The sequence below is a fragment of the Methanothermobacter sp. EMTCatA1 genome (assembly GCF_002356395.1).
Classification (GTDB): domain Archaea; phylum Methanobacteriota; class Methanobacteria; order Methanobacteriales; family Methanothermobacteraceae; genus Methanothermobacter; species Methanothermobacter thermautotrophicus.
The window spans coordinates 25354-47164 of record NZ_AP018336.1; the positions used below are offsets into that span (position 1 = coordinate 25354).

The 21811-nt window shown below is 48.0% G+C and carries 20 protein-coding genes; 8 read left to right on the forward strand and 12 right to left on the reverse strand.

Annotation, left to right across the window (positions count from 1 at the left end):
- Nucleotides 1-4: 4 nt before the first annotated feature.
- The 6 genes from tca_RS00240 (at nt 5) to tca_RS00265 (ending at nt 7340) form a co-directional block, all read left to right on the forward strand.
- Nucleotides 5-805, forward strand: coding sequence for an isopentenyl phosphate kinase (locus tag tca_RS00240; protein WP_010875687.1), 801 nt, complete (start codon nt 5-7; stop codon nt 803-805).
- Nucleotides 806-878: 73 nt separating this feature from the next.
- Nucleotides 879-1928: a type 2 isopentenyl-diphosphate Delta-isomerase gene (gene fni / locus tca_RS00245; RefSeq protein WP_010875688.1), complete on the forward strand. Its 1050-nt coding sequence runs from the start codon at nt 879-881 to the stop codon at nt 1926-1928.
- Between the two features lies 1 nt (nt 1929).
- Nucleotides 1930-3282 (forward strand): RNase J family beta-CASP ribonuclease, encoded by a 1353-nt coding sequence (locus tag tca_RS00250; protein ID WP_010875689.1) that lies wholly within the window; start codon nt 1930-1932, stop codon nt 3280-3282.
- Complete coding sequence (gene idsA / locus tca_RS00255; protein WP_286708911.1) at nt 3279-4256, forward strand: short chain isoprenyl diphosphate synthase IdsA; 978 nt, start codon at nt 3279-3281, stop codon at nt 4254-4256. Before tca_RS00250 ends, idsA begins: the two co-directional genes overlap by 4 nt.
- Complete coding sequence (gene gltX / locus tca_RS00260; protein WP_115892770.1) at nt 4257-5918, forward strand: glutamate--tRNA ligase; 1662 nt, start codon at nt 4257-4259, stop codon at nt 5916-5918.
- Between the two features lie 186 nt (nt 5919-6104).
- Nucleotides 6105-7340 carry an LL-diaminopimelate aminotransferase gene (locus tag tca_RS00265; protein ID WP_202943321.1) on the forward strand — a complete coding sequence of 412 codons (1236 nt, stop codon included), beginning with the start codon at nt 6105-6107 and terminating at the stop codon, nt 7338-7340.
- A 60-nt stretch (nt 7341-7400) separates the two neighbouring features.
- Here the strand turns inward: tca_RS00265 and tca_RS00270 are convergent, their stop codons facing one another.
- The 3 genes from tca_RS00270 to tca_RS00280 form a co-directional block, all read right to left on the reverse strand.
- The gene (locus tca_RS00270) at nt 7401-7985 is read right to left on the reverse strand and encodes a zinc dependent phospholipase C family protein (protein ID WP_010875693.1); all 585 of its coding nucleotides are present in this window, start codon (nt 7983-7985) and stop codon (nt 7401-7403) included.
- A 94-nt stretch (nt 7986-8079) separates the two neighbouring features.
- On the reverse strand, nt 8080-9057 hold the full coding sequence (locus tca_RS00275; protein ID WP_286708912.1) for an FmdE family protein: 978 nt from the start codon (nt 9055-9057) through the stop codon (nt 8080-8082).
- Nucleotides 8997-10748: an FmdE family protein gene (locus tca_RS00280; RefSeq protein ID WP_286708913.1), complete on the reverse strand. Its 1752-nt coding sequence runs from the start codon at nt 10746-10748 to the stop codon at nt 8997-8999. Before tca_RS00280 ends, tca_RS00275 begins: the two co-directional genes overlap by 61 nt.
- Before the next feature lie 254 nt (nt 10749-11002).
- Here tca_RS00280 and tca_RS00285 point away from each other — a divergent pair, with 254 nt between their 5' ends.
- Nucleotides 11003-13240, forward strand: coding sequence for a glycosyltransferase family 39 protein (locus tca_RS00285; RefSeq protein ID WP_286708914.1), 2238 nt, complete (start codon nt 11003-11005; stop codon nt 13238-13240).
- 23 nt (nt 13241-13263) lie between these two features.
- Nucleotides 13264-14130, forward strand: coding sequence for a lysylphosphatidylglycerol synthase transmembrane domain-containing protein (locus tca_RS00290; RefSeq protein ID WP_286708915.1), 867 nt, complete (start codon nt 13264-13266; stop codon nt 14128-14130).
- On the opposite strand, the gene tca_RS00295 is transcribed toward tca_RS00290, so the two are convergent.
- The 9 genes from tca_RS00295 to tca_RS00335 all read right to left on the reverse strand — a co-directional run bounded on the left by tca_RS00295 (nt 14068) and on the right by tca_RS00335 (nt 21705).
- A complete protein-coding gene (locus tca_RS00295) occupies nt 14068-15054 on the reverse strand; it encodes a glycosyltransferase (RefSeq protein WP_286708916.1) in 987 nt (328 codons plus the stop codon). The two genes, tca_RS00290 and tca_RS00295, sit on opposite strands and share 63 nt — an antisense overlap.
- Before the next feature lie 19 nt (nt 15055-15073).
- Nucleotides 15074-16579 carry a glycosyltransferase gene (locus tca_RS00300; protein ID WP_286708917.1) on the reverse strand — a complete coding sequence of 502 codons (1506 nt, stop codon included), beginning with the start codon at nt 16577-16579 and terminating at the stop codon, nt 15074-15076.
- A 10-nt stretch (nt 16580-16589) separates the two neighbouring features.
- Complete coding sequence (locus tca_RS00305; RefSeq protein ID WP_286708918.1) at nt 16590-17198, reverse strand: archaeosortase/exosortase family protein; 609 nt, start codon at nt 17196-17198, stop codon at nt 16590-16592.
- A 58-nt stretch (nt 17199-17256) separates the two neighbouring features.
- Nucleotides 17257-17748, reverse strand: coding sequence for a hypothetical protein (locus tca_RS00310; RefSeq protein WP_286708919.1), 492 nt, complete (start codon nt 17746-17748; stop codon nt 17257-17259).
- 85 nt (nt 17749-17833) lie between these two features.
- Complete coding sequence (locus tca_RS00315; protein WP_286708920.1) at nt 17834-18472, reverse strand: ATPase domain-containing protein; 639 nt, start codon at nt 18470-18472, stop codon at nt 17834-17836.
- A gap of 100 nt (nt 18473-18572) precedes the next feature.
- Nucleotides 18573-19466 carry a hypothetical protein gene (locus tag tca_RS00320; RefSeq protein WP_286708921.1) on the reverse strand — a complete coding sequence of 298 codons (894 nt, stop codon included), beginning with the start codon at nt 19464-19466 and terminating at the stop codon, nt 18573-18575.
- Between the two features lie 102 nt (nt 19467-19568).
- Nucleotides 19569-20090, reverse strand: a complete 522-nt coding sequence (locus tag tca_RS00325) for a hypothetical protein (protein ID WP_286708922.1) — start codon at nt 20088-20090, stop codon at nt 19569-19571.
- 138 nt (nt 20091-20228) lie between these two features.
- Nucleotides 20229-20729 (reverse strand): hypothetical protein, encoded by a 501-nt coding sequence (locus tag tca_RS00330; protein ID WP_286708923.1) that lies wholly within the window; start codon nt 20727-20729, stop codon nt 20229-20231.
- Nucleotides 20730-21021: 292 nt separating this feature from the next.
- Nucleotides 21022-21705: a radical SAM protein gene (locus tca_RS00335; protein ID WP_286708924.1), complete on the reverse strand. Its 684-nt coding sequence runs from the start codon at nt 21703-21705 to the stop codon at nt 21022-21024.
- Nucleotides 21706-21811: the final 106 nt, after the last annotated feature.

Here is a 21811-nt window from a genome sequence, read left to right on the forward strand (position 1 = left end):
TGTAATGATCATTCTCAAGCTTGGTGGAAGTGTAATTACCAGGAAGGACTCTGAGGAACCTGCAATAGACAGGGATAACCTTGAAAGGATAGCCTCAGAGATAGGGAACGCTTCGCCATCATCATTGATGATAGTGCACGGCGCAGGGTCCTTTGGCCACCCATTTGCAGGTGAGTACAGGATAGGCTCGGAGATAGAGAATGAGGAGGACCTCAGGCGCCGGAGGTTTGGATTTGCACTGACCCAGAACTGGGTTAAAAAGCTTAACAGCCATGTATGCGACGCACTCCTTGCTGAGGGAATTCCAGCAGTTTCAATGCAGCCATCAGCTTTCATAAGGGCCCATGCTGGCCGCATAAGCCACGCGGATATCTCACTGATCAGATCCTACCTTGAGGAGGGTATGGTACCGGTGGTCTACGGTGACGTTGTACTTGACTCAGACAGGAGGTTGAAATTTTCTGTCATATCAGGAGACCAGCTGATAAACCACTTCTCCCTGAGGCTGATGCCGGAGAGGGTCATACTCGGGACAGATGTGGACGGGGTATACACCAGGAACCCTAAGAAGCACCCCGATGCAAGGCTCCTTGATGTTATAGGATCACTCGATGACCTTGAATCCCTTGACGGGACACTTAACACTGATGTGACGGGTGGAATGGTCGGTAAGATAAGGGAACTCCTTCTGCTTGCAGAGAAGGGTGTGGAATCTGAAATAATTAATGCTGCAGTGCCCGGAAATATTGAGAGGGCCCTCCTGGGAGAGGAGGTACGGGGCACAAGAATCACAGGGAAACATTGAGGACATTCACGATTATCAATCAACATTCAAAGGAATTTATAGGGTGATGGAAAATTTTTAAGGGCGTTAAAATATGATTTCGGATAGGAAACTGGAGCATCTGATCCTGTGCGCCAGCTGTGATGTTGAGTACAGGAAGAAGACAGGCTTCGAGGATATTGAGATAGTTCACAGAGCCATACCTGAAATAAACAAGGAAAAGATAGATATAAGCCTTGATTTTCTCGGCAGGGAATTATCATCTCCTGTAATGATAAGTGCAATCACAGGCGGCCACCCGGCCTCCATGAAGATAAACAGGGAACTTGCCAGGGCGGCAGAGAAACTTGGAATAGCACTTGGACTTGGAAGTCAGAGGGCCGGGGTGGAGCACCCTGAACTTGAGGGGACCTACACCATCGCAAGGGAGGAGGCACCCTCAGCAATGCTCATAGGTAACATTGGAAGTTCACATATCGAATACGCTGAAAGGGCCGTGGAGATGATAGATGCAGACGCCCTGGCAGTGCACCTCAACCCACTCCAGGAGTCCATACAGCCCGGAGGAGACGTTGACTCATCAGGGGCCCTCGAGTCCATATCAGCAATAGTTGAGTCAGTGGACGTCCCGGTAATGGTGAAGGAGACAGGGGCAGGTATATGCTCAGAGGATGCCATTGAACTTGAATCCTGTGGTGTATCAGCCATAGATGTTGCAGGTGCAGGCGGCACCAGCTGGGCTGCCGTGGAAACATACCGGGCGGATGACAGGTACCTCGGAGAACTCTTCTGGGACTGGGGCATACCAACCGCTGCAAGCACCGTGGAGGTCGTGGAATCTGTCAGCATCCCGGTAATAGCATCAGGGGGTATCAGGAGCGGGATCGACGCCGCCAAGGCAATATCCCTCGGTGCAGAAATGGTGGGGATTGCACTCCCGGTCCTTGAAGCAGCGGGGCATGGCTACAGGGAAGTTATTAAGGTAATTGAGGGATTCAATGAGGCCCTCAGGACTGCAATGTACCTGGCAGGTGCAGAGACACTTGACGATCTTAAAAAATCACCAGTCATAATAACAGGCCATACAGGAGAATGGCTGAACCAAAGGGGCTTTGAAACTAAAAAATACGCCAGGAGGTCATAATTTGAGCGTAGAAGTAATTGCGATCGGCGGATACGAGGAAGTTGGTAAGAACATGTCCGCCGTTAAGGTAGGAGATGACGTTGTAATATTTGATATGGGGATTCACCTTGACAGGGTTCACATACATGAGGACACAGATATAGCAAGGATGCACAGCCTCGACCTCATTGAGAGGGGGGTCATCCCCGACGATACCCTCATGAAGGACGTTGACGGGAAGGTCAGGGCCATAGTATTCACCCATGGGCACCTTGACCATATAGGGGCAGTTGCAAAACTCGCCCACAGGTACCAGGCGCCCATAATAGCAACACCCTACACCATAGCACTCATAGAGAGAACAATAAAGGCTGAGAGGAAGTTCAACGTCCTCAACACACTCCAGGTACTGAACGCCGGGGAGAAGTGTCAGATATCACCGGGTATAACCCTGGAGTTCATCCAGTCAACCCACAGCATACCCCAGTCAGTGATAGCAGCCCTGCACACACCGGAGGGCATAATAGTCTATGCACTGGACTTCAAATTCGACGACCACCAGAAGATATCCCCACCACCAGACTACCACCGTCTCAGGGAACTTGGAAGGAAGGGCGTCCTCGCCATGATAGTCGAGACAACAAGGGCCAATGAGAAGCAGGAGGTCAAGACCCACTCAGAGAAGGTTGCAAGGATAGTCCTGGAGGACATAATGAAGAACCCCCTGGAGGAGAAGACCGGGATGATCGTGACAACCTTCTCATCCCACATGGAACGTATACAGGCCATAAGTGACATAGCATCAAAGAGCGACAGGCAGATGCTTCTCCTGGGAAGGTCAATGGAGCGCTACTGTGGACTCGCAGAGGCAATGGGGATCCTGAAACTCCCTGAGAATGCGAGCATATATGGAAGTCCCAAGGCAGTTAACAGGGCCCTTGCACGTGCAGAGGCAAAGCGCGAGGACTACCTCCTCATAACCACGGGACATCAGGGGGAACCCGACGCACTGCTCCCAAGGATAGCCAATGCAAAGACCCAGTTCAGGATACAGAGGGGTGATAATGTTGTGATATCAGCCCCGGTCATCCCGAACCCCATGAACGTTGCCAACAGGAACCTGATGGAGAGGCGTCTGGCATCAAGCGGTGCCAGGATCTACACCAACGCCCATGTGTCAGGGCATGCTGGAAGGGAGGACCACAGGGACTTCATAAGAATGCTGAACCCCATGCACATAATACCTGCCCACGGTGACCTGAGCATGCTCTCGGCCTACGCAGAGATAGCAGAGGAGGAGGGCTACAAGCTGGGTAACGATATACATATCCTAAGGAATGGACAGGCACAGGTCTTTAATGGAGGTATCCGATGATGGAAGTAATGGATATTCTAAGGAAGTACTCTGAAATGGCTGATGAGAGGATAAGGGAGTCCATCAGTGACATAACACCCGAGACGCTACTCAGAGCATCAGAACACCTCATCACAGCAGGCGGTAAGAAGATAAGGCCATCACTGGCCCTCTTAAGCTCTGAGGCTGTTGGCGGAGACCCCGGGGATGCTGCGGGTGTTGCAGCGGCAATAGAACTGATCCACACATTCTCACTCATCCACGATGATATAATGGATGACGATGAGATCAGGAGAGGCGAACCTGCCGTCCATGTCCTCTGGGGGGAACCCATGGCCATACTCGCCGGTGATGTTCTCTTCTCAAAGGCCTTCGAGGCGGTTATCAGGAACGGTGACTCTGAAATGGTGAAGGAAGCTCTTGCAGTTGTCGTTGACTCCTGCGTCAAGATATGTGAGGGCCAGGCCCTTGACATGGGATTCGAGGAGAGGCTGGACGTCACAGAGGAGGAATACATGGAGATGATCTACAAGAAGACAGCAACCCTCATCGCAGCAGCAACAAAGGCCGGGGCGATAATGGGTGGTGGTTCACCCCAGGAGATCGCCGCCCTCGAGGACTATGGCAGATGCATTGGTCTCGCATTCCAGATACACGACGACTACCTCGACGTGGTCAGTGACGAGGAATCCCTTGGCAAACCAGTGGGCAGTGACATAGCAGAGGGAAAGATGACCCTCATGGTTGTGAAGGCACTTGAGAGGGCATCAGAGAAGGACAGGGAGAGGCTGATATCCATCCTGGGCTCCGGGGACGAGAAACTTGTGGCAGAGGCCATAGAGATATTTGAACGATACGGGGCAACAGAATATGCCCATGCTGTGGCCCTGGACCATGTGAGGATGGCAAAGGAACGCCTCGAGGTACTTGAGGAATCGGATGCAAGGGAAGCCCTCGCCATGATAGCCGACTTCGTCCTTGAAAGGGAACACTAGGTGGTGCCAGTGGAGGACCTTGTCTACAGGTACGCACTCCTGAACGCTGTGAAACACAGGGGAAGGGCAAACCCGGGGGCCGTCATGGGGGCCGTCATGAGCAACGAACCTGAACTCAGGAAGATGGCGCCCCAGGTTAAGGAAGCAGTTGAGGCCGCTGTTGAGAGGGTTAACAGTTTAAGCCCCGAGGAGCAGCAGCAGGAGATGGAGAGGCTGGGCCTTGAGATCACCGAGAGGAAACAGAAGAAGCGGAAGGGTCTAAGGGAACTGGCCGGGGTGAAGGGTGAGGTGGTCCTCAGGTTCGCCCCCAACCCCAGCGGACCCCTCCACATAGGCCATGCAAGGGCCGCGATCCTCAACCATGAATATGCAAGGAAATATGACGGCAGGCTCATCCTCAGGATAGAGGACACGGACCCCCGCAGGGTTGACCCGGAGGCCTACGATATGATTCCAGCCGACCTTGAGTGGCTGGGCGTTGAATGGGATGAGACAGTTATCCAGAGCGACCGCATGGAAACCTACTATGAGTACACAGAGAAACTCATAGAGAGGGGTGGTGCGTATGTATGCACATGCAGGCCGGAGGAGTTCAGGGAACTCAAGAACAGGGGAGAGGCCTGTCACTGCAGGTCCCTTGGTTTCAGGGAGAACCTCCAGCGATGGAGGGAAATGTTCGAGATGAAGGAGGGCTCAGCCGTTGTGAGGGTTAAAACGGACCTGAACCACCCAAACCCTGCCATAAGAGACTGGGTCTCAATGAGGATCGTTGAGGCAGAGCACCCACGCACCGGTACACGCTACAGGGTCTACCCCATGATGAACTTCTCAGTGGCGGTTGATGACCACCTCCTTGGCGTGACACACGTCCTGAGGGGTAAGGACCACCTGGCAAACAGCGAGAAGCAGGAGTACCTCTACAGGCACCTTGGCTGGGAGCCCCCCGAATTCATACACTACGGGCGCCTGAAGATGGACGACGTTGCACTCAGCACCTCGGGGGCCCGTGAGGGCATCCTCAGGGGTGAGTATTCTGGATGGGACGACCCACGCCTCGGAACCCTGAGGGCCATTGCAAGGAGGGGTATACGACCGGAGGCCATAAGAAAGTTAATGGTTGAAATCGGCGTAAAGATAGCAGATTCCACAATGAGCTGGAAGAAGATCTACGGCCTCAACAGGAGCATCCTCGAAGAGGAGGCCAGGAGGTACTTCTTTGCTGCAGATCCTGTTAAACTTGAAGTGGTGGGTTTACCCGGACCTGTCAGGGTTGAAAGGCCCCTACACCCGGACCACCCTGAAATCGGGAACAGGGTACTTGAACTGAGGGGTGAGGTGTACCTGCCGGGCGATGACCTTGGGGAAGGACCGCTGCGCCTCATAGACGCGGTTAACGTGATCTACTCTGGGGGTGAACTGAGGTACCACAGTGAGGGCATCGAGGAGGCCCGTGAACTCGGCGCTTCAATGATACACTGGGTCCCTGCAGAGTCCGCCCTTGAGGCCGAGGTCATCATGCCGGACGCCTCCAGGGTGAGGGGAGTCATCGAGGCTGACGCATCAGAACTGGAGGTTGATGATGTTGTGCAGCTTGAGAGGTTCGGCTTCGCCCGCCTGGATTCTGCAGGCCCAGGAATGGTCTTCTACTATGCCCACAAATGATTTTTCTGTTTTCTGGGGTTTATAATTCCTTTTTTAACAGGGTATCCCTGAGAAAGAATTTTTTGTTTTCCAGCAGTGATCCGGCTTCTTCACAGGCTGGGGATTCAGCACAGCAATTTTTATTAACTCCAGTGGACTACATGATAATATCATTCTTCTCGTGTTGAATTAACTTCTGGAGGATAAATCATGGTGACTGTAAACGAGAACTACCTGCTACTTAAAAGCAGCTACATATTCTCCGAGATAAACAGGAGAGTTGAGGAATTCCAGAGAAAAAATCCTGACGCTGACATAATCAGGATGGGTATAGGTGATGTGACAAGGCCCCTCCCGGAGGCAGTTGTTGAGGCCTTCCACAGGGCCGTTGATGAGATGGCAGAGGAGGAGACATTCAGGGGCTACGGACCGGAACAGGGATACCCCTTCCTCAGGGAGGCCATAGCAGAGAACGACTACGCTTCAAGGGGAGTTGATATCACAGCAGATGAGATCTTCATAAGCGACGGTGCCAAGTGCGACACAGGAAACATCCAGGAGATCTTTGGACTCGACAACGTTGTCGCTGTCACAGACCCTGTCTACCCTGTTTACGTTGAGAGCAACGTCATGGCAGGACGTGCCGGCCCGGCAGACGACGATGGAAGATACAGTGGACTTGTCTACCTCCCATGTACAGAGGAGAACAGCTTCATACCCTCCCTCCCAGAGGAGAGGGTGGACCTCATCTACCTCTGCTACCCCAACAACCCCACAGGAACAACACTGACAGAGAAACAGCTTGCTGAGTGGGTGGACTATGCAAGGGACAGTGGCAGCTTGATACTCTTCGATGCAGCCTACGAGGCCTACATCCAGGAGGATGGGATACCCCACAGCATCTACGAAGTCGAAGGTGCAAGGGAAGTCGCGATTGAGTTCAGGAGCTTCTCAAAGAACGCGGGCTTCACAGGTACAAGGTGTGCCTTCACGGTTGTACCTGAAGAACTTGAGGTCCCTGACAGCAGCGGAAGGATGCACTCTGTGAGGGAACTCTGGAACAGGCGCCAGACAACAAAGTTCAACGGAGTCTCCTACCCGGTCCAGAGGGCGGCCGAGGCTGTCTACACACCTGAGGGGCAGCGGGAGATAAGGGAATCCATTGATTACTACATGGAAAACGCCAGGATAATAAGGGAAAGCCTTGAAAGGGCAGGTTTAAGGTACTATGGTGGTGTAAACGCACCATACATCTGGATAAGGACGCCCGAGGGAATGGACTCCTGGCAGTTCTTTGACACCCTCCTCAATGATGCTGAGGTCGTTGGGACACCGGGCTCAGGTTTCGGACCAAGTGGTGAGGGTTACTTCCGTCTCACAGCCTTCAACTCCTTCAGGAACACTGTGAAGGCCATGGAGAGGATATCAGAGCTGAGCTTCTAGATGATACTGATTGTTGATGGTAGAGCAGTCACCATCACGGAAAAATAAATAATTAATTTTTTAATTCATGGCTGAGTTTATTGCCATATATGCGACACTGGTACCCATGTCGAGGTCCCTCTGGACTGTTGATGGGCTCTTTGTCCTCGTCCACCTTGACCAGTCACTCCTACCGTTGAGGTAGCCCTGCTTCATCAGTGTGTAGAGGTCCCCTGACACATACTTTATTCTGGGTGCAAGGTACAGCGCCTGCCTCTCATAGCCTGTATGGAGTGATGATGACTCCCCGCTCACACAGTGGGGGGCGCTGAAGGTGTCTGTTATGTAGTGGCTTGCAACCCCGAAACAGTAACTCGCATACCTGTAGTTCCTGTTCCTGTAGGCACTCCTTCCACGGTCGAGCCATTTCTTCGCCTCGGTGAAGCTCCTGGGGAAGCTGTGTCTCACTGTATCATGGAACTTCTCATCAGGGTCGTTGGACCCGTCGACCATGGCGTTGAGGTTTAACCTGGGTTTCTTGTGGGAGGGTAGCTTCTCGTATATGGCCTCTGCTGTGTCGTAGTGGGTCACAGTCTTCCAGGCAAATGAGGCGGGTGTAAGGAGCATCATAAGAACAAGGATTAAGGACACACCCCTTATCTTCATGGTGAAACCTCCATTTAGTGGGTGGTACCTTTACATGTATAAATTTATTGTTGAGAATGGTGTTACTGATATAAAAAAGAAAAAGAGTGGGGGTTTATTTTCCTGCTCCGCCCCTGAGGAATCCGAAGGCCACAAGACCAGCGGCAACAAGGACACCCACGATACCGTAGACATACCATGAGGAGTCACCGCCACTGGCGCCTGATGTAGCATTCTTAACCTCATAGGCCTTTGAAGGGGTTGATGCAGGCTCCTCTGACACTGAGGATGCAGCGCCCACCTCTGCGGGTGAAGCCGCAGTATCCACACCCGGTGAATAACCTGAGTGTCCGCCGCTGATACCACCAGCTGAACCTGAAGGAACACCACCGGTTGAACCTCCCTGGGTTCCTCCGTTGTTAACTGGTGTTCCACCGTTGTTCACAGGTATAAGGTCCTCGAGGGTCCTGTTGGATGGGATACTGAAAATATACTGAAGGGCATTCATGGAGCCAGTTCCACCTGCAAGGAGTATGCCAAGTTCCTCCTTGTTTATAAGACGTTCCGCGGCTGTACTGACAACCGGTGCTGATACCAGGTTTGGTGAGGAGTAATCATGCTTGTAGAGTCGGATGTACTCTTCGTAGGAGTTGGATCCTGATGCAAACCTTGGGCTCTGCCATGTGATAACTGCAACCCTTCCAGTGTTTGTCTTTTCATCCCATATTATGATGTAGCCCACCATTCCATTCATACCGCCGCCTGTTGTTTCCAGTGTTGTCTCATCACTTGTCAGCCTCTGGTTGGCGTAGGTTCCCTGTCCCGCTGAAACACCGAGGAGCATGAAGAGTATGTCGTCCTTACAGTTATCGAGTGTTGTGACATAGATGTACTTCTCGTTTTCCCCCTTGGGGTAAGTGTTGAAGATGTAGTCGGCTATGAGGTAACCTGGTGAGCTTCCACCACAGACGTGGTTGTGGAAGAGCCAACCCATCAGCACGTCAAAGGGTGGATCGTATGGTAGGACCTCTTCTATTCTGTAATTGGATGAATTCTGAACAACAAGTGTTCCGCTTGTGATGTTGTAGTACATTGATTGATTATCTTCTGTGTCCCGTTGATCAGACAGAAGTCGAATTTCAGCTGACCCCAGAGCGGTGCATGTACTGGTAGAAGTGTTTTCCTGCTGAGTCTTGATCCGAGGATGTCATAGATTCCATCCCAGATTGGACTGGTCTCCTGGTTGTTTAACCTGACGTAGCCTGCTGATGTGAGGACAAATAGCTGATAGTCATCCCTTTCAAGATTTATACCCATGGCCTGGAAGAGCTCTACAGCCTTCTCTGCCGCAAGGCGGCCGATGTTCTTGAGGTCCCCGTATGTTAGATTACCGGTACTGTAGCTGCTGTTAGATGGGGTTGCATTGATAAGGTTTGTCTGGTTGAGGATGTAGTTGAGGTCAAGTCCAGCTGCGGCGATGGTCGTGTTACCCTTTGTGGGCTCATATCCCATGAGGTAGTTTACCTGGTCCTGTGTGAGGTTGTCGAATGCGTAGAGGATCTTCACAAGGGCTTCTGGACTTGTTGTTAGTTTTTTAACTGCCCATGCGTTGAATTTAAGTTCTGATACTGCTGTTGCACCGGTTTCCTGTTTGTATTTGCTGATGAGGTCCTGAAGGTTGTAGGCCATTATGATAAGTGTCCCTATTTTTGTCTTTGAGTTCCATCGAATGAAACCCACAATGTTGGTGTCTTCAGTTGTGTTGAACCCCACATATGCCCTTTTACCGGGTGTCGCATCCATGGCATATATGAAGACGTCATCGTCTGAACCGCCGGGCACACCTATGACCTGGTAGCTCACACCCTCCAGTGGTAGGCCGAATTCATTTGTAGCAGGGTAGTATTTGAGTAGTGTTTCTATCATTGCGTAGCCGCTGATTGTTCCCATGCAGACGTGGCCGTGGAATGCTGCTTCCCTGAGGATGTCTGCTGAGAGTCCTATGGCCCAGGCGTTGGCCAGGCTTGCTATGGGGAATGTGTCGTTTCCAAGTTTTTTCTGCAGTGCCTGGTACTGTGTGAGGGTCATGTTCTGTGAGACCGTTCCAATGTAGATGGGTGTCATGCTGGCGTTTTTGAAGTAGGCGAGTATGAGGTCGTTACCTTTCCTTACTATGAATGCGAAGTCCAGTGGATCGAGTCTGGTTTTTCGGAGCATCAGGAGGTTTCCTTTACCATAGCTCACTATACCGCGGGCCTGGTTGAGTATACCCTCCAGGGCGTCCTCTGTTGTCTGGTTTTTGTAGTATGCTGTTCCTGCTGTTGTTATGACCAGGACTTCACCGGTTCTGGTGAAGTTGAGGATCTGGTCTGCCTTCTTTGTTATTTCCCTTCCCAGTTTGTAGGCGTCTGTGGCGTTCATGGTGAGTGAGAGATGGGCTGCGTATACTGTGCCGTAGTCTGTTAGCTGGAAGGTGTGTGAGAGTTCCCTGTATCCTGGGGCGCGGATTTTTACTGTGAATTTTGTGGTGTTTGTGATGTTCTGGTAGTTGAATTTGATTTTGGTCATGTTGGCTGCCGGGTCAAATGTTCTGGTGAAGTTTATCTTTGTCCCGTTTTCGTCTGTCAGTTCCTGGATGTCGGGGTTTATATTGCCATTATCGTCGGCGTATTCATATTTGACGTCAACCCCCACCTCACAGTCTGTGTCAGCTGCACTCACCGAACCTGTCAGTGCTACAGCAACGAGAAGAACCATGAAAACCATGAAGTACTGTCTTCCCATAACCCTTTCACCTCCTTTAAATTGTTCATCATTAAAATTAATTTTTTACCAATATATAATGGTTAATTATTACTATTTCTGGATCAAATTGAGTTTATGTAATACTGAATGTATTTTTAAGAGGATATCTGCAGGGTTATCACCTCAAAGAGGTCAGCAGGATGATCTCCCCAATCAGATAGAAGCAATCTATATTAGTATAAGTAGGGCTGATAATATTGTAACTGGGAGGATACATTACAGCGGGTGATTTCTTGAAAAGAAACTTTCTGAACATTCTGTGCATTGCAACCATCGTGGCGATTGTGGGCATTGTGGGCCTTCAGAGGGTTCAGCTGCAGCTCTCCACGGGACCGTTCTGGGACACATATGCTTTCCTTGCCAACGCCCTCTACTTCGCAGGCAAGGGCATAGGGTACATGGAACTTGAAAGACCCCCAATGCTATCCCTCTTACTCTCAATTATATTCATGGCAGGTTACGTCCATGAGTCAGCCATATACTACCTTGACCTTTTAATTCACATAGCAGGCGTTTTGGGCATCTTCCTTCTCATGAGACTTCGCTTCAATGAATACGAAAGCCTCGCTGGATCCATAACCTACGGGATTTCACCGATGGTTCTTAAATGGGTCTCGGTGGGCTATACAGATATGGCTGCGATATCATTCTCAATATGGGCCCTTTACTTTACAGTACTGGCTGTAAAGAAGAATGGAAAGTACTTCTATTTTGCCTTTCCAATGGCCGCAGTGGCTTTTCTTACACGGTTCAATATAGCCTTCATAGTTATCCCAATGACATTCATGATAATCATTCACAGGTCATTTCTTCGGAACATTAAAGAAATACTTTCAGGCATTTTTTTAGGATTCCTGGTGCTCTTACCATTCCTGGTATTGTATTATATCACTTACTCTGACCCTTTTTTACCATTCACCACCACACTGGGACTAACCGAGACCCTGCAATCAGAGAAGGTTCAGTATATTCCTGACGCACTTTACTATATCAGGAACATACCCTCCATGGGGTTCTATCTCAACAGGTCCGGAGCTTCAGGATACATTATACTTCTACCCCTGATTGGACTGGTTTTATATGCCTTTGAGATCATAAGAATTAGGATTAGGCATGAGAAGATAAGAAAAAGGGTTAAGAATGCCTTGGGGATATTTCACCCATCCCTGAGGGTTCGGTATGTTATCATGTTAGTTCTAACAATCAGCTTTTTCATTACCTTTGGAAGGATTTCCTACATCATCAGTGATCTGATCATGTTCACTGGCATTATCCTCTTTTACATGGAATTCAACGATGGAAAGTCACTTGATATTGATCTCATGATACTATGCTGGCTGCTGGTATTCCTGAACTTCCACAGTAACTATACAGTTAAGGTTGATCGGTACTTCCTCACACTGATGCCCCCACTGGCTTATCTATTCATACTTGGAATCAGGGGTCTTACTGCAAGATTGGAGAACAGGTATACCCAGCTGGTTTATCCCCTTATAATTTTATTCATATTATCATCATCTTTATCCTATCTAACACACCTCTCGGATGATAGGGACCTTGCAGATGCCAGAAATGCAAACAGGGATGTTGTGATGGCTTCAAGCTTTTTTGAACATAACCTTGATTGCAGTGATAAGCGACTTGTCTCTGATTACTGGCCAGCATATAGCTGGTATCTTAGAAGAAATGTGAATATCATGCCCACCTACAATGACACAGAGTATGTGGTTCATGAACTTGAGACCAAAAGATATGATTACTATTTCACATTCAGATCCCTGGATTCTGCTTACTATACGACAGTCTTTGATTCTGGATCCACAAGGATATACGCAAGGAATGGCACCCCTCCTGATAGAAGCAGGGCACTGTACATAGGTACAGGGTGGCACCACTATCTTGAGGATGTACTTGATTTTAAGGTGAAGCTTGATTATGATATTCTGGGAGCAGGCAGGCTCAATGCAGGAAGATCACTCTACATTGACAGTTACTCACCTAGAGAACTTAAAGCATATCCGAGAATATTCCTCTTTAATTTCAGATGGCATGACAGGAACAGGGCTGAGTCAATACTGAGGGATTACGTTGAGAATGGCGGTACATTGATCATTGATGCGTCAGGTAACCTTGACGGGGTCCTCTACAACCTCGATAACACGATTTTCCTCAATACCACCATCCAGAGGAGCCCCGCTCCCATTAAATTTAATGTTAAGTACGGTAACAGGACCTACACCCTCTCAAACTTTGTATCTGAGGATGGGGGGGTGTGGTATGGCGCCACATATTCGGCCTTTGGCGGTGAAATGAATACTGTTTCAGAGTCCGGTGGGAGGACCATAATCGGTATTCAGAGAATAGGAAGGGGTAAAATAATCTGGATTGGATATAACCTCGTGTTCCATGCATTCTACTATAAAAACAGTGATGAGAAGGAACTAATCAGGGATTTACTGGGATTAATATGAGAAGAGACACTCTGATTAAGTTAATGATATCAGTAATTATACTCGCTTTACTTTTCAGTGTTGTGAATACCAGGGATTTTATGGAAAGTATCCTTAAAATAAGACCTGTATTCTTCCTGGCGCTTTTACTCCTCCCTTTGAGTATACTGATCAGGGCATGGAGGTGGAAAATGCTGATGGAGCACGGTGGTTGTCCTGTTTCGTGTGGGGATGCATATGGTCTGACACTTGTTGGTGTCGCACTTAACATGCTTCTTCCGGGGGGCATGGGTGATATCGCGAAATCATATTATGGTTATCGATGGCATGGTCTCAGGGAGGAGATGCTTTCAACATCTGTCCTTGATAAGGTGATAGCCCTTCTCTCAATATTCATCCTTGGAACCGCAGCAGCCTTCTGGAGTGGTATGCTGTTTTGGGGGAGTGTATCTCTTTTGCTGTCACTGATATCTGTTTTCATGGTTTTTTGTCCAGATGTTTTTCCCTGGAGGAGGATAATGAACCTGATGGGTTTAATATCAAAGAGGAGGCTGGATCCAGATAAGCTTTTTACATTCTATACATCCTCGGGAAACTTAAAGTTAAGGGCCATGATCCTATCCTTTATAGGGTGGCTGGTCAGTTATCTTCAGTTTTACATAGTCTGTCTTTCATTTGGTGTTAACGTCGATATAGCCTACATTCTTGCAATATCGCCCCTGGTGAACCTTGCATTAGTATTCCCACTGACCATGAATGGCCTGGGGTCATCGGATGCAGTTGTGGTTTATTTTCTGGGCTTGAAGGGCGTTGCCCTGTCAACGGCCCTCATCATTTCGCTCTTCTATTCACAGATCCTCACAACCCTGATACCTGGCATCTTTGGCCTTATTCTGATCCTCAGAAGATGAAGCCCTCATTAATTTAAGATCCCTCTGAATCAGGTAAATCTCCTTCCTGAGCATGCTCACCTGGGTTGCTATAAAACCAAAGAAGAGTATCTGGATACCTGAAAGTAGTGTGAGGAGCATGAATGTCATGAGGGGTCTTGTGGGATCCAGTGAATGATTCAAATATAAAATAAAGAGATAGAGACCGCTTAAAATCCCAGTAATGCATAGAAGAGCCCCGGCGATCCCAAAAAGTAGCATTGGCTTTTCATTGAAGGCGAAAAGAAGATGGGATAATATGGCTGATTTTATGCGTATCTTTGACTCTCCCCTTTCTCTCCCCTTCAGCTTAACGGGGACCTCCCTGATTCTGTAACCAAGTGCATTTGCCTTCACAAGGATTTCTGGATTTATTTCCGTACCGTCTGATTCAAGTTCCATGGAGTTTATCACATCCTTTCTGTAGGCCCTGAACACTCCTGTAACGGTGTTCAGATTCTCTTTCATTGAAAGGCCAATTATCCTGTTTGCAAGTCTGCTGAGGACCAGTCTGTGGAGTGGCACGTTCTCTGTTGAGCCCTCTGGCATGTACTGTGACCCGATAACTATATCGGCGTTTCCTGTTTCCTTAACAAGTTCAGGTATATGGATTGGGTCATAACTCAGGTCGGCATCAAGTGTCACTATTATATCTCCCCTGGCTGCATTGAAGCCTGTTTTAAGAGCCCGCCCCATCCCCTTATTTTTTTGGTGTCTTAAAATCTTCACATGCTCGTCTTCAGCTGCTTTATTATCCAGCAATCTCCCTGTTTCATCCTGGCTGCCATCATCAACAGCGATTATCTCATAATCTGAATAATTTTTCCTTAAAATTTCACGGACCCTGTCAATAGTGTAATTAACATTTTCTTCTTCGTTGTACATTGGTATTATCACAGATATCATTGTAAACACCGATATAGGATTATTTTCCTCTTTTTCTTGAGAAATAGGTCCCTGAAAGACCCAGTATCATGGCTTCAACGCTTTTTGCGACGTTCTCCTTCATATTATTCGCACCGTTTTTTATGCCATTGATGGGTCCCTCCACCTTCCAGTCTGCAGGTTCATTTAGTGACTGCAGAAATGCGGATACTCTAAAGCAGAATATCATGATTCTGTATATTGGCATCAGGACAATGAAAGGTATGGCCTCCTCTATCTTCTGTCTGGTCTTTCCGGAGGAATAGTTGTAGGTAAATACTGTTACGATGAGGTCCACGAGGATGTAGAATACATACATAAGGAGCATCACTACCGGGATGACTTCTATGTAAAGGCCCATGAACGGGAGCAGTATGAGTACAAAGACCCAAAGGAGCCTTGGAAAGGCGATTGTATGGTCAACGAAGAGTATTCGCATGAGGCCCATTAAGTCAAAGTAACGCCAGGTTTTACCCTTCAGTTCTTTAAATGAATCCCTCAGGAGATTCCATAGATATGAGAATATCAGTTTAATGAGTTTGGGGTCTCTGGAATCCCTTATAATGCTGAGGATATCCCTGAAGGATGTTCTGTTCTCTTCGTAATAGCTTTTTCCGGATATAGCTGCAACCTCCAGCTGCCCCCGGGCCCACCTGCTTCTCTGGGAGTAGAGGGTGTCGTAATCTGTTATGGCGCTGACGTATCCGATTGCATCAGGGACATTGATGACGTTTATCTTCTTTTTGTGCAGCATCATTGTAACATGCATATCCTCTGCGACTGTAACTGGCCAGTAACCTCCAACTGAACCCATAACCTCCCTTCTGAAGGCTGAGAATGCCCCTGACATGGTGTACAGGGAGTCAATCCATGACTGGTAGTTTCTTTCAAAGTTGAATGAGTTGAGGTATTCGAGGAACTCGCATCTGGAGAAGAATTTCTCCCTGAAACGAACCTTCAGGGGGTCCCAGCGCACCTCTATATAGCCGCTGGCTGCACCGACATCCGGATCGGCAAGGAAGACCTTCACCATATTTTTCAGGGCAGTCTTCTCAAGGATGACGTCAGCATCAACAGTGAATATGATCTCACCGGTGGCCTTACGGAGCCCTGTGTTGAGGCTGTGAACCTTACCGGTGTGTATCTTCTCAATGAGCTGGATCCTAACACCCTTCATTATGGCATCCACGCTGGCCTTCTTTATCTGGCTTCGGGTACCATCCTCTGATCCATCGTCAACAGCGATGACCTGCATCTTCTCAGGAGGGTATTCGCTGTTTATAATGGAGAGGAGGCATTCATGAATTCTTTCCTCCTCATTATGGGCGGGTATAACTATACTTATCTGGGGTAGTTCATCATCTTCAACGGTGATATCATTGTTGAGGTTTTTCAGGGACTTCCTTGCCAGCAGAAGTTTCAATGGAAGCAGCACGCCATCTATTACAATCGCAACAAGTAGCCATGTTCCCCAGACCATCATTGAAACCCATAGTGGGTCTTCCACATTTAACACCTTATTCGAATTTTCCAGCCTTTATCATGTCCCTCACCATATCCACGGTGGGTCTTGTCAGGAGGTACCAGTATAGAAGTATCACAAAGAGGAAGAATACCAGTTTGCCTATGATCGCATGTGCAAGGTAGATGGTTGACTTGCCAAACACACTGACGATGTATATTATGAGGAGCATCCTAATTAAGTTTGCCATGTAGGTCATTGTAGCTCCTATGAAAGCATATCTTATCTTTGATTCACGGCTGTAGCCTGGATAGAATATGAGGAGGGCTATGAGGACACTTATCTCAATCAGGGATGAGCATTCAAAGCCTATGCCAAAGATACTCCAGCCTGTGGGGTCCCTGAAAATGAATGCATTGGGGGGCAGGTAAACAGATTTCATACCCAGGAATGTTGCGGTGCCTGCTATGGTCTGAGCCTCTGTACTCATGATAACAGTGTCAAGCCCGGTTAAGATGGAAAAGGCTATCATGGCGGCCATGAATGCAACCGAAGCTGTCAGGTAGAATGTGAGCCACCACCTCTTCCTGTGAGCGATAACGGATATGAAAAATAGTGCGCCTGAGAATATCAGTGTCATCATGGTGCCGCTCGTGGAATCCAATGGTATCACCTATTCTGCTGCAGAATCTGAGGTCTCATGGTCATCAGCAAGTATTTACTTATTTTCCGGGTTTCTTCAGGTATATGAATGTCAGGAAAATTATCGCAGCCACAATAACGGCAGGCCATCCTGTTGGAATGGACTGAAAAATCGTGCTTTTTGAATCGGATCCCCCACTGTAAAGCCAGTTGGCTGTTATGGTGTAGGAACCACCGGTTTGGAATGAGTCGTATGGAAAATTCACATTGGTGGTTGTCCAGACATATGTGTATGATTCATATCTTCTTAGATTGGGTACATTGTAGGTTATGGTTTGGACCACCTCGTCACCATAGGTTATTGTGAGGGTGCAGGTTGAGGGGGGAATATTGTTGCGCGGCCCCAGATTTGTTGTTGTGCACCTGAACTGTATGGTGCCGGCCTGGGTGTAAGGTGCACCTATGGGTTCCAGTTCAGTTATGGATCCCTGGCCAGTTGAAGTGAGATCATCAGCCCCCCAAACCGTCCCCATGAGTCCAGTTATTAGTATCAGGGCCATAATTTTTCGCATGAAAACACCAGAACTAATTATAATTTTTTTATTTAATAACCTTTTCATCAAAATTTTTCATGGACTTTCAGGTGCTGGAAGATTTTCATGGATTCAAAATTAAATGGTCGTCACTGACCCTGTAGGAGCCCTCAAGTCTGGTTAAACCAGCTATTTTAAGCCTATTATTCCCTAAATGAATTGTTCCATTGAAGAGTGGCTGTATTGTCCTGACTTCCATCTCATCATGGACGTTGTCCTCAAGGAGCATCAGACCCACAGCTCCCGTTGATCTGACCTTGGCTGTAAGCATATGGAGGAACTTGAAGACCACCCTGATCTGGGAATACATGATGAGTGTTGAAACAGAATCTATGACAAGCCTCACCCCACCTTCACCCCCCCTTTCAATGAGATCTTCTACCATGACCATTATATGGGCGAGGTTCATGGGATTATCAATGAAAAAAACATTTTCAGAGGGGAGGGACGTCGGTCCGAATCTGCTGGATATGCAGTCCACAATGTAGAGGCTCTCCCCCTCTGATACATCCATATCTTCCAGTATCTTGTCTGCAGTGTCGTTCAGTGTGACCATGATGCATGTTTCTTTCTGTTTAAGGCCTTCACGCAGGAATGATCGTGCCAGCACATCCTTCCCAGAAAATATATCCCCCATGACCAGTATGTTTGAACCTGGAGGCACATCCAGGTCAGCACCTTTTATCCCCAATGAGTACTCCATATAAACACCATCCAGTTATATGTCTGTGTAATATATTTTTCTCATGTATAAATAAAGAGTGAGGGGTATTTTCTCATGTATAAATAAAGAGTGAGGGGGTTTACCTTTTCCTCTCGATTTTGATTGAGACTGGAGGCTCAATTCCCTTCTTACGGATCACCCACAGTGTGGCTCCAAGGACAAGGAGGATTATGAGCCATGCCGGTATTACGATGATGGTGTCTGTGGTCTCAATTGTCTTTGTCTGATGGAAACGTCCATACTTTATCTGTGTTCTGGCAGTGTAGGGCCCGAATTCGAGCCACCCAGGCTTCCAGGTCTCGAGCAGTGTATAGCTGTCTTCGGGGTAGACAACACCATCAATGGGCACCCTCTGTTTACCTGTGATTCCTGTGAGTTCAATGGTCCCGCTCATGTTTGCCTGGACTGTGCCGGTATTTCTGAGTTTGTAGGTGAACCTACCGGGCATGAAGCTCAGGAGTACGGAGGGTGCTTTGTGGTCTTCCAGCTTCAGGGACTCCACTATCGGACCCGGGAGACCTACATATATGGGCACCACAAGTTCAACTCCCTGAACTATCTGTATCTGTCCGGCTGTTCTGTTCTGAACTGGCACGCCCCTTATTACTATGGCTCCGGCGGCGTCAAGGTAGTTTATCTTTTCGGGGGCTCTGACGGTGAACCTGATCTTCTTTGATTCTCCTGGCCTGATTTTGAAGGTTGTGTTGCCCTCGATGGTGATCCACTGGGCTATACCCCTATCTGAGTACACCAGGTTCACACTGTCCATGAGGAGCCTCTTCTTGGTTACGTTGACGCTGACCTCCTCCTTCCCGATGTTCCTCACCGTCACCTCACCGCTCACAGATTCACCGGGTTTGAGGCTGTACCTGAAGTCTGCCGGTGATGCCCAGAGCCCGGTTGCAACTGCGGGCGCTATGTAGCCAAGAAGGAATATGATCATTAAGAGGACAGTTAAATGTCGGGTTTTCATGGTTATTCACCTTCTCCTAAAAAGAGTAAGAATTTTTGAGTATAAAAATTTTAAAAAAAGTTTGGTTTTGAGGATGATGGTAGTTTTTGTGCTGTTCATGGATTATGGTGCTGGTGAGTTGTGTTTCACGGCTGTGTAGGTGTTTGTTATTGTGTATACACCATCCTCTGTGTATGAAGGTACAGAGAGTTTCATCCTTGTTGTCCATGTTGTGGGGGTACCTGATCCCTGTGCGGCCTTGTTCATGTTGTCGTAGATCTTCTGTGATGTCGTGAGGAATGTAATGTAATCTCCTGTAGCATTACTGAATATCTGGAATCCTGTTATTGGTATTGTATCTGTTGCTGCTGTACTTGTAAATGCACTGTCATCTGCCTTGACATAGAGGTCTATTTTGACGTTACCTTTGTTGCTTATTGTGAAGTCTGGACTTGTTCCTGTTGTTCCCTGATCGATTGATCCGAAGTTAACGTCCGGTACCTCTATTGCGATTGCCTCTGGCACAGTTACGGTCACTGTCTGGGTCGCTGTCGCACCATATGAGGGGGAGGTGTATGCACCTATTGCCACAACAAATACAAGGGTAACTATAAGCGGGATTATTCCCATTAATTTTTCCCTCATATTGATCACCTGATTTTTTTCAGATAGAACTAATTGTCACAGCGGGTTATATAAAATTTTTCATTTTTAGTGACCATGGAAACATCTACTTGAAATTTTTGTGACTATTTTCACAAAAAGATCTTTGTGTTTATGGGGCTAGGTTGATGTGTAGATTAGTGTGGTCTGGTAGGTGCCGGCGTCAGTGTAGGGGGGTACCGTGATGTAAAGGCTCAGGGATACACTTGATGAGCCAAATCTAATGAAGCCGCCGCTGTAGGTCATTATGTTCTGATTGCTGGTTGTGAAGGGCCTCTTGCTGATACCTGGTGTGCTGAATTTCAGGTTTGTCAGGGGTATCATAAGTGAGCTGTCGGCCGTGTTTATTAGGTTTCCTGTGGCCCTCACAGAGAGTGTGTCACGAAAGGCCAGGAAGTATGTTACCGTCACCGTTACAGCATCAGGGTAGCTCCTCTCAATACCGTCAGGGTAAACTGTTCCCAGGCTGATGGTTGATGGTTCAACATCTATGGATGAAACAAGTGAAAGTGGCTGAACCCCACCCCCTCTGGGGGCAGTGCCGTTATCTGCAGAGGAGTTGTTACCGCTTTCATTTGCAGCGGCAGCTGTGAACACTCCCCCCACGATTAAAATCAACATGATCAAAGGAATAAGTGCAGTCCTCATGAAATCCCAACCTTCATTAATAGGTGGAAGGGATGGTTTTTATATACTTTTCGATAGCGGAAGCTCGCCATCTTAGTTTTTCTGACTATGGTGTATCGATGATCATTTTCCTTTTTTTATGCCTTTGTCGTCTTAGTTTTTCTGACTATGGTGTATCGATGATCATTTTCCTTTTTTTATGCCTTTGTCGTCTTAGTTTTTCTGACTATGGTGTATCGATGATCATTTTCCTTTTTTTATGCCTTTGTCGTCTTAGTTTTTCTGACTATGGTGTATCGATGATCATTTTCCTTTTTTTATGCCTCCTGAAGTCAAGGGATGTTGATACGCTGCTGAGGTACATCCTGCTTATCCTGGCAGCATTTCTGATCTCGTCATCAGTGGGGCGCCGGGCAGCCATGCTGTTGCCGTGGGGGACGTACCCTGTTATCCTGTAGGGTATATCCCACCATGATAGGAACCTGGCGATGCGTTCAATCTCAGGTGTATCAACAATCCCAGGCACAAGGACAGTTGAAACCTCAATTTTATCGGAATCTGAGAACTCCTCTATGCATTCAAGGACATCACGGTTGGTTCTCCCTGTCAGGCGGCGGTGCTTTTTCCTGTCGAGGGCCTTGAGGTCAACATGGACCTCATGGAAGGTGCTCCTCCTTAGGACATCCCTGCGGCTGCCATTGGTTGATATGGTCACATGGAGGTCCCTTCCAAGGATCTTTGTTAATTCGGGCAGGTCCTCCTGGAGTGTGGGCTCACCTCCGGCTATGAGCACCCTGTCCATACCGGTTCTGTCGCTGATTTCCAGGATCCTGTCTCCTATACTCTGCACATCATACTCCCTGCAGTTTCTTGGAGTGAAGAAACAGTACCTGCATCGAAAGTTGCATGATGGTGTCAGTATGGTTATGATGTCGCTTATGGATATGTGTGATAGCTGAATGTAATTCACCTCAAAGGTGCACTATATGTATGTCATCATATATATGTAGCTGTTCAGATCCGGCACATTTGACCGTTTTTTCTGCGGTGGAGTGGTGGGACAACTAACTTCGCAA